This window comes from Amycolatopsis sp. NBC_01488 (genome assembly GCF_036227105.1).
Taxonomy (GTDB): Bacteria; Actinomycetota; Actinomycetes; order Mycobacteriales; family Pseudonocardiaceae; genus Amycolatopsis.
This window is the reverse complement of the sequence record NZ_CP109434.1, coordinates 3215954-3230171: the sequence shown is the minus strand read 5'-3', so window position 1 is coordinate 3230171 and position 14218 is coordinate 3215954. Positions and strand designations below refer to the sequence as shown.

The following is a 14218-nucleotide window of genomic DNA, read 5'->3' as shown; positions in this document are numbered from 1 at the left end:
CGCTCGGCCACTGAGCCACTCACTCCGCAAAGTATCCTAGCGATCAGCTCACTTCGCGCGTTCCAGAGTTAGGCTGTGCGCAATGACGGCAGTGGATCTCGGGTTTCCTCGCGTCCCCGGCACACGAGGTTCCTCTCGCGTGCCCAGACCCGAGAACCCCCGGCTCATCGACACCTTCGGCCGGGTGGCCACCGATCTCCGGGTTTCCCTGACGGATCGGTGCAACCTGCGCTGCACCTACTGCATGCCCGCCGAGGGCCTCGACTGGATGCCGGGCGAGCAGGTGCTGACCGACGACGAACTGGTCCGGCTCGTGCGGATCGCCGTCGAGCGGCTCGGCGTCACCGACATCCGGCTCACCGGCGGCGAGCCGCTGCTGCGGGCCGGCCTCGAGGACATCGTGGCGCGGATCACGGCCCTGGAGCCGCGGCCCCGGCTGTCGATGACCACCAACGGCATCGGCCTCGCCAAGCGTGCGGCCGGGCTCGCGGCGGCGGGGCTGAACCGGATCAACGTCTCGCTCGACACCGTCGACCCCGGCACGTTCGTCAAGATCACCCGCCGCGACCGGCTCTCGCACGTCGTGGCCGGGCTGGCCGCGGCCCGGGACGCCGGGATGACGCCGGTGAAGGTCAACGCCGTGCTGATCCGCGGGCTCAACGAGGCCGAAGCCGTGCCGCTGCTGCAGTTCTGCCTCGCCGAGGGCTACCACCTGCGGTTCATCGAGCAGATGCCGCTGGACGCCCAGCACGGCTGGAACCGCGGCGAGATGATCACCGCGGCCGAGATCCTCGAGATGCTGGGCGCCTCGTTCACCCTCTCGCCGTTCCCGGTGGCGCGGGGCGGCGCGCCGGCCGAGCGCTGGCTGGTCGACGGCGGCCCCGGCGACGTCGGCGTGATCGCGTCGGTGACCCGGCCGTTCTGCGCCGCCTGCGAGCGGACGCGGCTGACCGCCGACGGCGCGGTGCGCTCCTGCCTCTTCAGCAACGACGAGACGGACCTGCGCTCTCTCGCGCGCGCGGGCGCGCGCGATGAAGAGATTGCCGACGCCTGGCGCGCGACGATGTGGGCCAAGCTCGCGGGACACGAGATCAACGACGCCGGGTTCGCGCAGCCGATCCGGCCGATGAGCGCGATCGGCGGCTGAGATGACCACCTGGACCATCGTGGTGCGGTACTTCGCCTCGGCGCGCGCGGCGGCGGGCGCGGAAGAGGAGAAGGTGCAGCTGCCGTCCGGCGCGTCGGTCGGCGACGCCGTGGCCGAGCTGCGCGAGCTCCACCCGGCCGCGCTGCCGCGCGTCCTGGACGCGGCCAGCTACCTGCTCGACGGCATCGCGGTGCGGGACCTCACCCGCCCCCTCCGGGACGGCGCCGAGCTGGACGTCCTCCCGCCCTTCGCCGGCGGCTGACCGCCCCGCGGCCGTGTCCGAAGGGCCGACACGCGTGATCAGGCGGGCCGTCCGTCTGGGGACGAGTTCGTCCTCTCTATACGCGGGCTGCCGTTCGAGTACGGCCGTCGACCGCTCGGCGACGTCCTTGAGCGCGCCCGGCGTGGCGCGTCACCGGATCCGGGTGTTCGCGAGAAGCTGATCGCGCCCTGCCGCAACGCCATCCGGTGACGTGTTTCACCTGGTCCGTCGCGGTGCGTCAGCCCACCTGGGGACCGGCGCCGGCCGGAGCCGCTCCGGGGATGACTTCAAACCCTCCGAAGAGGTGGGACTGCTGTGACTCAAGGGGCACACGGGGCAGAGTTGTCAAGTCTGGCGCACTCCCGCGGTCAGTCATAAGATGCGCGCTTCAATCGCCGGCGAGGCGACGCGAATGGTCCATTCGCTGCGCAAAACACGTGATGCAAGCCTCACGATCCGTGTTTTATCTCGGCAAGGAAACGGGCAGATAACGGCCCGCTGACCTGCACAAACAGCCGTATCGACGGAGGTTGCGTGCTGTTACTGTGACGTAGGTCACGCCCCGAATAATTTCCGATCACGGCCGTCGTTACGTACCGTCGCTTTTCGGTTGGCCCCGACCAACCAGCACGACCGGGAATCCGTAGCGCCTAGCCCTGTCCAACGGATCCCCGGACCCATACCCCGAGCGAAAGCATTTCCGGACAGGGACGAGGGGACGACGAAGACGCGCCGTGCGTCGGACTCGTCTGCCGGTCTGAGACGGCCGGTGCCAGGACCCCGATCCTGACCCTCAGCACAGGTTCGTAGGCGCTGGGAAACCGAGATGCATTCAGATGTCTTACCGAGGCAAGCACCGCAAGATGTCCGCTGCCACCCGCACCGTCGCTCGCGTCGCCATCGCGGGCATTGCGGTCGGCGCTCCCCTCGCCATCGCCGCGACCCCCGCGTCGGCGACCAACTGGGACGCCATCGCGCAGTGCGAGAGCGGCGGCAACTGGAGCACCAGCACCGGCAACGGCTACTACGGCGGCCTGCAGTTCACGCAGAGCACCTGGAAGGCCTACGGCGGCACCGGCAGCCCGCAGGGCGCGTCCCGCGAGCAGCAGATCGCCGTGGCCGAGCGTGTCCTGCAGGGTCAGGGCATCGGCGCGTGGCCGGTCTGTGGTGGGAAGGGCGGCGGCTCGTCGGCCCCGAAGGCCACCCACAAGACGACCGCCAAGCAGTCGACCCCGAAGAAGACCACGACCGCCCCGAAGACGGCGGCGGCCCCGGCGGCGACCGGTGTGGCCAGCTCCAACCCGGCCGGTGACTACACCGTCGTGGCGGGCGACACGCTGTCGAAGATCGCCAAGCAGTTCAACGTCGATGGCGGCTACAAGAAGCTGCAGGACCTGAACGCGAAGTACATCCCGAACGCGGACCTGATCCTCGTCGGCCAGAAGATCGCCACCAAGTGACGATCGCGCAGTGATGCGCAAGTCCGGCTCCACGCCGTGACACACGAGCCCTCCACCGCCAATCCCCCGGGCGGTGGAGGGCTCGCGCGTTCGCGGGTCACGGTGAGTTGACCCACTGGTCCGTGCCGTCGGTGAAGTGCTGGTGCTTCCAGACCGGCAGCCGCGCCTTGACCTCGTCCACCAGGTCCGAGCACGCCGAGAACGCCTGGCCGCGGTGCTCCGCCGCCACCGCGCACGCCAGCGCCACGTCTCCGATCGCCAGGTGGCCGACGCGGTGGCTCACCGCCACCGCCCGGACGCCGGTCCAGCGGGCCGACAACTCGGCCACGACCTCGGCGATCACGTCACCCGCGCTCGGGTGGCCCTCGTACGTCAGGTCGCGCACGCCCTTGCCGCCGTCGTGGTCGCGGACCACCCCGGCGAACGTCACCACCGCGCCGGCGGCGTCGTCCTCCACGAGCCGCGCGTGCTCCTCGACCGACAGCGCCTCCTCGGTCACCAGCGCCCGCGCGACGCGCACGGAAGGCGCCGCGGCGGCGGGACGCGGGTGGTCGACACCGGCCAGCTGGTCGACCGCGTGGTCCAGGATGCCCTCGAGCACCCCCAAACCGTCCTTCACGCCGCCGCTGGAGCCCGGGAGGTTCACCACGAGGGTCCTCCCCGCCACCCCCGCCAGACCGCGCGAGAGGACCGCTGTGGGCACCTTGGGGAGCCCGGCCGCGCGGATGGCGTCCGCGACGCCCGGCAGCTCGTGGTCCAGGAGCGCGCGGGTGACGTCCGGAGTGCGGTCGGTCGGCGAGATGCCGGTGCCTCCCGTGGTGAGCACCACGGCGACGTCGTCGGCCAGCGCGGCCCGCAACGCGACCCCCACCGGGTCGCCGTCCTCGACGACGACCGGAGCGGGCACGTCGTACCCGCGTCCGGCCAGCCAGGCGACGATCACCGGGCCGGTCTTGTCCTCGTAGACGCCCTTCGCGGCGCGGTTGGACGCCACGATCACGCGTGCGGTGCGCTTCACGGCCGCTCCCAGGTCCCGGTCTTGCCGCCGTCCTTGCGGAGCAGGCGGACGTCGTCCAGCGTCGCCGCCGGGTCGACGGCCTTGATCATGTCGTGCAGCGTCAGCCCGGCCACGGCGACCGCGGTCAGCGCCTCCATCTCGACGCCGGTGACGTCGGTGGTCTTCGCCGTCGCCCGGATGCCGACCTCGGCCTCGCCGAGGGTGAACTCGACCTTGACCCCGGACAGCGCGATCTGGTGGCACAGCGGGATCAGCTCGGGCACCCGCTTGGCGCCCATGATCCCGGCGATGCGGGCGGTGGCGAGGGCGTCGCCCTTGGGGAGGCCGTCGGTGGCCAGCAGCCGGAGCACCTCGGCGGTCGTCCGCACGGTGCCGGCCGCGAGCGCGGTGCGCGCGGTGGCGGTCTTGCCGGAGACGTCGACCATCCGGGCGGCGCCGGTCTCGTCGACGTGGCTGAGTTCACTCACATGCCGAGGCTACTTCCGAGCACGCGCGCCGCGGCGGTGGGCACCGGGCGGGCCGGCTCCGCCGCGCACGCGACATCCTGCCGCGGGCGCACCCCCGAAGCCAGGAAGGCCGTCGCCGCGTCGTTCGCGCACGTGTTGGGTCCGAAGTAGACGCCGTGGCCGCCTTGGTCGGCCGTCACCATCCGCGCACGGTCGCCGAAAGCCTGCCGCAGCCGGATCGCGCCCACCAGCGGCGTCGCCGGGTCGCGGAGGTTCTGCAGCATCAGCACGTCCGACGGGCCGCGGTCGCCGATCCGCACCGGCGGCTCCACCGGGTCCGACGGCCAGTAGGCGCACGGCCAGACGTTGGCCGCCGCGGCGCCGAACATCGGGTGCCGGACCCGGTCGATCGCCACGTTCTGCTGGTACGTCCGGACCGATTCCGGCCAGTCCGAGTCTCCGCACACCACGTACAGCTGGCTCGACAGCAGGTTCTCGATACCCGGGATCGGGCCGGTCGGGGATGGCGGGACCGGCCGGCCGGTGTCGAGCGCGTGCCACGCCGCGGCCAGGTAGGGCAGGGTCGCGTCGCTGTAGAACTCCCCGAACGTCAGCAGGCGGAACAATTTCCCGTCGACGCCCTGCGAGTTCGGCGAAGCGTCCAGCCGCGCGGCGAGGTCGAAGTACTTGGCCTGCACCTGGGCCGGCGTCGTGCCGAGCGCGTACTCGGGGTGCGCGACGGCGAACGCCGCGAAGTCCGGGAAGCGGTCCTCGAAGCCGCGGGCGAACAACCGGGAAGCGGTGACGTCCAGACCTCCGGGGGCGAGGTTGCTGTCGAGCAGGATCCGGTCGCTGTGCTGCGGGAACAGCGTCGTGTACACCGCGCCGAGATAGGTGCCGTACGAGATGCCGAAGTACGACAGCTTCGGCTCGCCCAATGCGGCGCGGATCCGGTCCATGTCGCGGGCGGTGTTCGCGGTCGTGACGTACGGCAGCATCGACGCCGTCCGCGACGCTCCGCACTGCCGCGCGATGCCCCTTCACGTACTCGGCGCGCGCGGTGACGTCAACCGGGTTCAGCGCGTACGTCGGCACGTTGCTCACCTGCTGCGCGGGCGTCAGATCGCACGTCACGGGCGCACTGTGCCCGACGCCGCGCGGGTCGAACCCGATGATGTCGTAGGCGTCCAGGACGCTCTGCGACAGTCCGGCGAGCTTCAGGATCGCCGGCAGGTCCAGGCCAGGGCCGCCGGGGCCGCCCGGGTTCGTCAGCAGCACGCCGCGGCGGTGCGCCGGGTTGGTGCTCTTCAGGCGCGAGATGGCGAGCTGGATCTGCTGCCCGGCCGGTTTCCGGTAGTCCAGCGGGACGTCGAGCGTCGCGCACTCCAGGCCCGGCATCGCGACGTCGGCCGGGCAGGCGCCCCACGTCGGCGCGATAGGCGCCGCCGCCGCCACGCCCGGCACGGCGGCCGCCACGACCACCGCGGCCAGCAAGCTCTTCAGCATTGCGAACTCCCCCCACGCGAGCCGAAACCTCAGCGTAGGGGGACCGCGGCGCTCCGGGCGTCCGCCGGACGGACGACTAGCGCTGCTCGGCGCGCACGGCCTTCCGCACGGCCTCGGCGACCGCGGGCGCCACGGCGTTGTCGAACACGCTCGGGACGATGAACGACGCGTTGAGCTTGCCGTTGTCGACGACGTCGGCGATCGCGTCGGCCGCGGCGAGCAGCATCTCGTCGTCGATGTTGTGCGCGTGCGCGTCCAGCAGGCCGCGGAAGACGCCCGGGAAGGCCAGCACGTTGTTGATCTGGTTCGGGAAGTCGCTGCGGCCGGTCGCCACGACGGCGGCGTGCTTCTGCGCCTCCAGCGGGTCGATCTCCGGGTCCGGGTTGGCCAGCGCGAAGACCACCGCGTCGGACTTCATCGTCGCCACCTGCTCGGCGCCGAACAGGTTGGGCGCCGAGACGCCGATGAAGACGTCCGCGCCGACGAGCGCCTCGTGCAGGGTGCCGCTGACCTGGTCGGAGTTGGTGTGCGACGCGATCCAGGCCAGGTTGTCGTCGAGGTTGCCGCGCGCGGAGTGGACGATGCCGTCGATGTCCGCCGCGACGATGTCACCCGGGTTCTTGCGCAGCAGCAGCCGGATGATCGCCGAGCCGGCCGCGCCGACCCCGCTGACCACGATCTTGCAGTCCTCGATGTTCTTCTTGACCACGCGCAGGGCGTTGCGCAGCGCGGCGACGACCACGATCGCGGTGCCGTGCTGGTCGTCGTGGAACACCGGGATGTCGAGCTGGTCGCGCAGCCGCTTCTCGATCTCGAAGCAGCGCGGTGCGGCGATGTCCTCGAGGTTGATCCCGGCGTACACCGGCGCGATCGCCTTGACGATCTTGATGATCTCCTCGGTGTCCTGGGTGTCGAGGCAGACCGGCCAGGCGTCGACGTCGGCGAACTTCTTGAACAGCGCCGCCTTGCCCTCCATCACCGGCAGCGCGGCGGCCGGGCCGATGTTGCCCAGGCCGAGCACCGCGGACCCGTCGGTGACGACGGCGACGGTGTTGCGCTTGATGGTCAGCCGGCGCGCGTCCTCGGGGTTGTTCGCGATGGCCTGGCAGACGCGGGCGACGCCCGGGGTGTAGGCGCGGGAGAGGTCGTCACGGTTGCGGAGCGCGACCTTCGGGGTGACCTCGATCTTGCCGCCGAGGTGGATCAGGAACGTCCGGTCGGAGACCTTGCGGACCTTGACGCCGGGCAGCGAGTCGAGCGTCTGGGTGATGTCGTTCGCGTGGTTCTCCGACAGCGCGTTGGCGCTGATGTCGACCACGATCGAGTCGGAGTGGGACTCGACGACGTCGAACGCGGTCAGGACGCCGCCGACCCGCCCGACGGCGGTGGTGAGGTCACCGGCCGCGGTGGACGAGGCCGGGGCCTCCACCCGGACGGTGATCGAGTATCCGGGACCGGGAACCGGCATGGCGCTTACCCCCGCGTGGGAAAGGTGGGTCGGGACGGGAGCGAACCTACTCCCGTGACCGCCCTCACCGGCGCCCCGATACCGGTACTGACCAGTAACAACAGGGTCAGCGGTTGATCTCGGTCTCCGGGTGCACGTACGGGACCGAGTCGAGCGGGAAGGTGATCTCCCCGAACGGCGACAGCGCGCCCTGGCGGTCGGCCGCGAGCTCGGTCACGGGGTGCTCACCGTCCTCGCCCGGCCAGGTCGGGTCGACGCCCTTGTGCTTCTTCTCACCCTTGGCCACAACGTCCTCCACAGCCGTGCTCGGTTCTCGCCGCCTAGTCTGCCTGAGCCCGCGCGACCTGTCGCAACCGCCCGGTACGCTGGCCTTCTATGCCCGCGACCTCCTTGGCGGACTGGCTGCGTGCGGAGTCCGACGCCGCCCTCGAAGAGCTGCTCCGCACGCGGCGCGACCTGTCCACGCCGCCGCCCTCCGACAGCACCGTGCTGGCCACCCGCGCCGGTACGCCGGGCTCGGTCGCGCGCGCCTGCGAAGACCTCGACACGGTCACCCTGGCCGTGCTCGAGGCGTGCCTGCTGGCCGGCGCCGACCGCGACCCGGTGCCGGTTCCCGAGATCGCGGACCTCGTCGGTACCGACGTCGCCGAACCGCTGGCCCGGCTGCGCGCGCGGGCGCTGGCTTGGGGTCCGGACGACGCGCTGCGCGTGCCGCCCGCGGTGCGGGAGGCGCTCGGGCCGTTCCCGGCCGGACTCGGCGCGTCTTCGCCGTCGCTCGCCGGTGAAGACCTCGAGCCTCGGCTCGCGGAACTGTCCGACGACGAACGCAGCGTGCTGACCGCCCTCGCCGCGGGGCCGCCGATCGGCCGCACCCGCGACGCCGGGCTCGACCTCACGCTCGAGAAGGCCGGGACGCCGGTCCAGAAGCTGCTCGCCCGCGGCCTGCTGCTGCGGCGCGACGACCAGACCGTCGAGCTGCCGCGCGAGCTCGGCGTCGCGGTGCGCGGCGGGGTCTTCGCGCCGGGCACGCTCACCGAGCCGGAGCTGCCGCTGCACCGGCACCAGACGTCCACTTTGGACGAGGCGGCGGCCGGTGAGGCGATGGAGTTCCTGCGCCACACCGAATCCCTGCTGCGCTCGTGGTCCGCGGCGCCGCCGCCGGTGCTCAAGTCGGGCGGCCTCGGCGTGCGCGAGCTGAAGAAGCTGGCCAAGGACCTCGAGATCGACGAGACGCAGGCGGTGCTGCTGGCCGAGCTGGCCGTCGGCGCCGGGCTGGTCGCGGACAGCGAGGCGACCACCCCCGAGTGGGTGCCGACGACGCTGACCGACTCGTGGCTCGCGTCGCCGACCGCGCAGCGCTGGATGACGCTGGCCCAGGCGTGGCTGGAGCTGCCGCGGCTGCCGGGGCTGGCCGGCGGGCGCGACGCCAAGGACAAGCCCATCGCGCCGCTGTCGGAGGAGCTGCGCCGCCCGCTGGCGCCGGTCGCGCGGCGGCGGGTCCTGGCCGCGCTGGCCGACCTGCCCCGGGGCGCCGGGGTGAAGAGCGTCGACGAGCTGGTCGCGGTGCTGGCCTGGCGGGCCCCGCGGCGCGGCGGCCGGCTGCGGGACGAGACCGTCCGCTGGACGATGGCCGAGGCGTCGGCACTGGGCATCGTCGGGCTCGGCGGCCTCACGACGGCGACCAGGGCGCTGCTCGCCGAAGACCGGCCGGGCGCGGTCGAGGCGATCCTGGACGCGCTGCCCGCGCCGGTGGACCACGTGCTGCTGCAGGCCGACCTGACGGTCGTCGCGCCGGGGCCACTGGAGCCGGAGCTGGCGGCAGAAATCTCAGCCGCCGCGGACGTCGAGTCGGCGGGCCACGCGACGGTCTACCGGATCACCGAGGCGTCCGTCCGGCGGGCGCTGGACACCGGGCGCACGGCCGGCGAGCTGCACGCGCTGTTCAAGGCCAAGTCCGCGACGCCGGTGCCGCAGTCGCTGAGCTACCTGGTCGACGACGTCGCCCGGCGGCACGGCCGGCTGCGCGGCGGCGTCGCGGCGTCGTTCCTGCGCTGCGACGACGAGGCGCTGCTGGCCGAAGTGCTGGCCAACCCGGTCGCGGCGGAACTCGACCTGCGGCTGATCGCGCCGACGGTCGTGGTCAGCCCCGACCCGCTGCACGAGGTCCTCGCGGGCCTGCGCGCGGCGGGGTTCGCCCCGGCGGCGGAGGGCCCGGACGGCCGCGTCGTCGACATCCGGCCGGGTGGACGCCGGTTGCCGGCGAAGGCCAGGGCGGCCCGGCGCAGCCCGGGCGAGCAGGCGGTGCTGACGGCCGACCAGGCGGCCCGGATCGTCTCCAACCTGCGGGCCGGGGACGCGGCGACCGCTCGGCGTCGTGGGTCGGCGGTGCGGGCGCCGGTCGGCGGCGGCGCGGACACCTCGGCGACGCTGGAGCTGCTGTCCCGGGCGACGCTGGAACGGCGGGAGGTCTGGATCGGGTTCGTCGACTCCCGCGGCACGGCCAGCCAGCGCGTGATCCGCCCGGTCCGCGTCGGCGGCGGCGTCCTCGAAGGCGACAACAACGAGCGGTACTCCCTGCACCGGATCACCTCGGCCGCCCTCGTCGAGGACTGATCGCCCGGTTCCGTGAATCCCCGACGCAACGCCGGGCCACGTGGTAAGTCTGGTTCGCCGGATCTTCGGAAACCAGGGAGGGAACCATGAAGTGGGGTACGCGCGTGACCGCGCTGGCGGCGGCGACCGTCGTCGGCGGGCTCGGGTTCGCCGGAGCGGCTGACGCCGCCGGGCCGCCCGTCTACACGAAGTACGACGTCAACGGCACCACGCACGTGGCCAAGCCGAACGCCGACGTCACGCTCGGGCCGGGGCTCGCCGAGCTGTACACCGACATCGGGCCGTACACGTTCTACGGCACGGTCACGCTGCCGCCGGTGACGATCACCCGGGCCGTGCCCGGCGTGGGAACCGTCCGCGGCAAGGTCACCTTCGGGCCCGGCGCCGTCACGGGCCAGGACTTCGGCGCGTTCACCGCCACCGCGAAGTGGCCGGTGAAGGTCTCGGACGTGACCGTGAACGGCGCGCCCTTCGACGTCGGCCCGGCCTGCGGCACCGCCGAGCCGGTCACCACGGAACTCGCGTCCGCCGACTGGCAGCTCACCAAGGGCGGCCACCTGACCTCGACGTACTCGATCGGCAGCTTCGCGAACTGCGGCTCGGCGACCGCGCTGGTCAACGCGGCCGTCCCCGGCCCGGGCAACACGCTGGCGCTGAACCTGACCTGGCCCCCGGCCTGATTCCGCGGGGGGCCGGGGAGCGCCTCGGCCCCGCCGCGGGGCTAGAGCGCCCGCAGGCCCGCCAGGACGCGTTCCATGAACTCGCGCGACGAGCGGTCCCCGAGGATCAGCTCGGTCTGGTGGATCAGCACGAGCCCGATGTCGGCCATGTCGCCGACCAGCACCTTCACCACGCCCAGCGGCAGCCGCAGGTGGGCGGCGATCTCGGCCACCGACCGCGTGTCCAGGCACAGGTCGCAGATCCGGCGGTGCTCGACCGAGCGCACCCCGCGGTACCGGCGTCCGTCGTCGGACGTCGAGACCAGCGCCTCGAGCGCCAGGTTGTGGTCGGATCGCGTGCGGCCGCCCGTGCGGGTGTACGGCCGGACGCGCGAACCCACCGAGGCGGTGGGTGACGGCGTCAGGACGCGGGCGGCGGGCTCCTCCCACGGCTCCGGCTGCGGGATCCAGCGGGTCTCCGGGTCCGGCGGGGGCGTCCAGCCGGTCCGCGGGTCGATCGGCGGAGCCCACGACGGCGGGGGCGCCGCCTGGGGTCTGGACACCGGGGGCCGCGGTGCCGGTGGCCGGGGCGCCGGCGGGGCGGGGGGCCGCGGCGGGGCCGGCTGGCGCGCGCCACGCGGGGGCGTCCAGGCCGGCTCCAGCGGCGGCGGCTCCGGCTCGTACGTCTGCTCGTCCTGCCACTGCGGCTCGGCGGGGTCGTAGGCGTCGCCGTAGCCCTCGTCGAAGTCGGACGGCGAACCCCACTCCCGGGTGTCCTCGTCGGTGTACCCCTGCGGATCCGGCTGCGGCCGGGCCGGCTTGCGCTTGGGCATGATCATCGACAGCGTCGACATGTCGAACTTGCTGGGCGAATCGAAACCCTCGCGCTCGGTACCGCGGTGCAGTGCGTCCCAGCCGCTGGAGTCCGGATCGTCGAATCCCGAAATCCTCATCGTGTCCTACCCACGCACGCCGCCCTGGAGCTGGGCGCGCAGCTCGGGGGTGATCTGCTGGCCGACCCGCTCGACGAGCAGCGTCATCTCGTACGCGACCGTGCCGATGTCGCACGTCGGCGCGGCCAGCACCGCCAGCGACGAACCATCGGAAACGGACATCAGGAACAGGTAGCCGCGCTCCATCTCCACCACGGTTTGGTTGACGCCACCCGCTTCGAAGCAGCGCGCGGCCCCGTGCGTCAGGCTGATCAGCCCGGACGCGACCGCCGACAGCTGCTCGGCGCGCTCCTGCGGCAACCCTTCCGAAGGCGCGAGGAGCAGCCCGTCGGCGGACACCAGAACGGCGTGCGCGGCGCCGGGTACCCGGCGCACGAAGTCCGTGATGAGCCAGCCGAACGAGCCTTGGCCGGATGCCGTCACTACTGCCCCTCCTTGCTCCTGCGGCGCCGCACGCCGCACCCCGGAGTGGCCGGCACGGCCCACGCTCAAGCGTATTCGCCCCGCCGGTGGTGTCGAGTCGACCACCGGCCGGCCGCTGCGCACCCTACGTGTGCGCACGACCGCGCTCCGCACCGGCCCGGTCCGGCCGACGCGCAGGGGACGCGCTCCGCGGCCCGCGGTGGCGGGGTGTCCGCGCAGGTCAGCCCGGTCGACGGCGGGCCGGGCCGGCGACGCCGTTCCCGACGGTACCGAACCGCGGCGGCCACTTCGTCCTCCGGACGGCGGCAGCGCTCCCCGAAGTGGGTGAAGCACGCGGAGTTCACTCCAACGGCCGCATCCGGTTCGGGGCGTCATACCCTCAGCCCGCGCGCAGGGCCGAATCGTGCGCGATCGCGTGCTGGACGACGGAGATCAGCACCTGCTTGGCGGAGTCGCGCTCACGCGCGTCACACGCCATGATCGGGACCGACGGCGCGATGGTCAGCGCGTGCCGGACGTCCTCGATCTGGTGGTGCAGGAGCCGGTCGAAGCAGTTGATCGCCACGACGTAGGGCAGCTTCCGGTTCTCGAAGAAGTCGATCGACGGGAACGCGTCGGCGAGCCGCCGCGTGTCCACCAGCACGACCGCCCCGATGGCGCCGACCGCGAGGTCGTCCCACATGAACCAGAACCGGTGCTGACCCGGCGTGCCGAAGACGTACAGCACCAGGTCCGAGTCCAGCGAGATGCGCCCGAAGTCCATCGCCACGGTCGTGGTGGTCTTGTTGGGCGTCGCCGAGGTGTCGTCGTGTCCGACGCTCGCCTCGGTCATCATGGCCTCGGTGGTCAGCGGGTCGATCTCCGAGATCGCCCCGACCATGGTCGTCTTCCCCGAACCGAACCCGCCGGCGACCACGATCTTGGCCGACGAGGTCGGACCCGTCACCTGCGGCGCGTTCGCGTCGGAGTCAAATTCTCCGAAGCCCACTGAGCACCCTTTCCATGAACTCGATACTCGGGCGGTCGCCCACGGTCGGGGTGCTGGAGTGCACCAGCACCAGCCCGAGGCCCGCCACGTCACCAATCAACACCCGCACCACGCCCAGCGGCAGCCGCAGCAGCGCGGCCACCTCGGCCACCGACCGGGTGTCGATGCACAGGTCGCAGATCGACCGGTGCTCGGGCACCCGGACCCGGTCGAGCATCCGGCCTTGTTCGCTGGTCGAAATCAACGCTTCGATCGCCAGGTCGAGCGTCGCCTTCGTCCGGCCGCGGGTCCGGAAGTACGGCCGGACCAGGCCGGAGGTCTCCATCTCGGTCGCCGGCGGCTCGTCGACGTACTCCTGGTGGGCCTGCCGCGGCAGCGCCGCCGCGAGCTCACCGGAGTCCGGCCCCTGCGAGTAGTCCCGGTCGCGGCCGTTGCTGTACGCGGCGAACTCCGCCGCGTCGTACAGCGGCCCGCTCGACCCGCCGAACAGCTCCGCGCCCGGCCCGCCGAGCAGGCGGTCGCGGTACTCGCCGCTGCCGGCCTGGATCGGCCGGATCGGCTCCTGCCCGGCGTTGCTGTCGGTCAGCCAGTTCGGCGGTTCCCGCACGGGGTCGTTGTCGGAGGCCTGCACCCGGCGCGACCGCCACTCGCGGTCGACCCGCTCCCGGAACGACTGCCAGTCCTCGCGGCCGTCGTCCGGTTGGTCGGACCACCCGCCGGAGAAGTCGTCACCGAGCCGGCCATCGCCCCTCAAGCGCCCGTCGTCCACGGCTCTCTCCTCGGTTCCCGGGTCCTCAGCGGCGGACCGCTGCTCCCTGCAGTTGCGCCCGCATCTCCGGGGTCAGCTGCTGGCCGACCCGCTCCACCAGCAGGGTCATCTCATAGACAACCAGGCCGATGTCACTTTCCGGCGAACCGAGCACCGCCAGACAGGAACCGTCGGAAACCGACATGAGGAAGAGGAAGCCGTTGGCCATCTCGACGACGGTCTGCGCGACCGTCCCGCCTTCGAACACCTTGGCCGCGCCGCGCGCGAGGCTGGTGAGCCCCGACGCCACCGCGGCCAGCTGGTCCGCCCGGTCCTTCGGCAGGCCACGCGAAGCCGCCAGGAGCAGGCCGTCGGCCGACACCACGACCGCGTGGGCCGCGCCGGGCACCCGGTGCACGAAATCCGTGATCAGCCAAGCGAAGCTGCCGGCATTGTTCGCCTTGGCATGCGCCTGGCCGTTCGGCTGCGCGGAGCCACCCGGCTGCATTGCACCCGCCCGTGTCACT

The 14218-nt window shown here is 72.5% G+C and carries 14 protein-coding genes and 1 pseudogene; 5 read left to right on the top strand and 10 right to left on the bottom strand.

The window, feature by feature from the left end; translation table 11 throughout:
• The first annotated feature begins 139 nt into the window (after positions 1-139).
• The 3 genes from moaA (at position 140) to OG738_RS15650 (ending at position 2869) form a co-directional block, all read left to right on the top strand.
• A complete protein-coding gene (gene moaA / locus OG738_RS15660; protein WP_329054674.1) occupies positions 140-1147 on the top strand; it encodes a GTP 3',8-cyclase MoaA in 1008 nt (335 codons plus the stop codon).
• Position 1148: 1 nt separating this feature from the next.
• Entirely contained in the window at positions 1149-1409 is a 261-nt protein-coding gene (locus OG738_RS15655) for a MoaD/ThiS family protein (protein ID WP_329054673.1), read from the top strand.
• A gap of 836 nt (positions 1410-2245) precedes the next feature.
• The gene (locus tag OG738_RS15650; protein WP_329054671.1) at positions 2246-2869 is read left to right on the top strand and encodes a transglycosylase family protein; all 624 of its coding nucleotides are present in this window, start codon (positions 2246-2248) and stop codon (positions 2867-2869) included.
• Between the two features lie 97 nt (positions 2870-2966).
• Here OG738_RS15650 and OG738_RS15645 read toward each other — a convergent pair whose 3' ends face one another.
• From OG738_RS15645 to OG738_RS15625, 5 genes and pseudogenes are all read right to left on the bottom strand, one after another.
• Positions 2967-3887: a molybdenum cofactor biosynthesis protein MoaE gene (locus OG738_RS15645; RefSeq protein WP_329054670.1), complete on the bottom strand. Its 921-nt coding sequence runs from the start codon at positions 3885-3887 to the stop codon at positions 2967-2969.
• Positions 3884-4354: a cyclic pyranopterin monophosphate synthase MoaC gene (moaC, locus tag OG738_RS15640; protein WP_285476874.1), complete on the bottom strand. Its 471-nt coding sequence runs from the start codon at positions 4352-4354 to the stop codon at positions 3884-3886. Before moaC ends, OG738_RS15645 begins: the two co-directional genes overlap by 4 nt.
• Positions 4351-5839: pseudogene (locus OG738_RS15635) on the bottom strand (alpha/beta hydrolase). Before OG738_RS15635 ends, moaC begins: the two are co-directional and overlap by 4 nt.
• Positions 5840-5915: 76 nt before the next feature.
• Complete coding sequence (locus OG738_RS15630) at positions 5916-7307, bottom strand: NAD-dependent malic enzyme (RefSeq protein WP_329054668.1); 1392 nt, start codon at positions 7305-7307, stop codon at positions 5916-5918.
• A 106-nt stretch (positions 7308-7413) separates the two neighbouring features.
• Complete coding sequence (locus OG738_RS15625) at positions 7414-7593, bottom strand: hypothetical protein (protein WP_329054667.1); 180 nt, start codon at positions 7591-7593, stop codon at positions 7414-7416.
• A gap of 89 nt (positions 7594-7682) precedes the next feature.
• Here OG738_RS15625 and OG738_RS15620 point away from each other — a divergent pair, with 89 nt between their 5' ends.
• Complete coding sequence (locus OG738_RS15620) at positions 7683-9920, top strand: helicase-associated domain-containing protein (protein WP_329054665.1); 2238 nt, start codon at positions 7683-7685, stop codon at positions 9918-9920.
• A gap of 86 nt (positions 9921-10006) precedes the next feature.
• Positions 10007-10600, top strand: a complete 594-nt coding sequence (locus OG738_RS15615; RefSeq protein ID WP_329054663.1) for a hypothetical protein — start codon at positions 10007-10009, stop codon at positions 10598-10600.
• A 41-nt stretch (positions 10601-10641) separates the two neighbouring features.
• On the opposite strand, the gene OG738_RS15610 is transcribed toward OG738_RS15615, so the two are convergent.
• From OG738_RS15610 to OG738_RS15590, 5 genes are all read right to left on the bottom strand, one after another.
• On the bottom strand, positions 10642-11241 hold the full coding sequence (locus tag OG738_RS15610; RefSeq protein WP_442875941.1) for a DUF742 domain-containing protein: 600 nt from the start codon (positions 11239-11241) through the stop codon (positions 10642-10644).
• 297 nt (positions 11242-11538) lie between these two features.
• Positions 11539-11955 (bottom strand): roadblock/LC7 domain-containing protein, encoded by a 417-nt coding sequence (locus OG738_RS15605; protein WP_329054659.1) that lies wholly within the window; start codon positions 11953-11955, stop codon positions 11539-11541.
• A 379-nt stretch (positions 11956-12334) separates the two neighbouring features.
• Positions 12335-12943 (bottom strand): GTP-binding protein, encoded by a 609-nt coding sequence (locus OG738_RS15600; protein ID WP_247017872.1) that lies wholly within the window; start codon positions 12941-12943, stop codon positions 12335-12337.
• Positions 12924-13712 carry a DUF742 domain-containing protein gene (locus OG738_RS15595; RefSeq protein WP_329054657.1) on the bottom strand — a complete coding sequence of 263 codons (789 nt, stop codon included), beginning with the start codon at positions 13710-13712 and terminating at the stop codon, positions 12924-12926. Before OG738_RS15595 ends, OG738_RS15600 begins: the two co-directional genes overlap by 20 nt.
• Positions 13713-13737: 25 nt before the next feature.
• The gene (locus OG738_RS15590; protein ID WP_003085376.1) at positions 13738-14199 is read right to left on the bottom strand and encodes a roadblock/LC7 domain-containing protein; all 462 of its coding nucleotides are present in this window, start codon (positions 14197-14199) and stop codon (positions 13738-13740) included.
• Positions 14200-14218 lie beyond the last annotated feature (19 nt).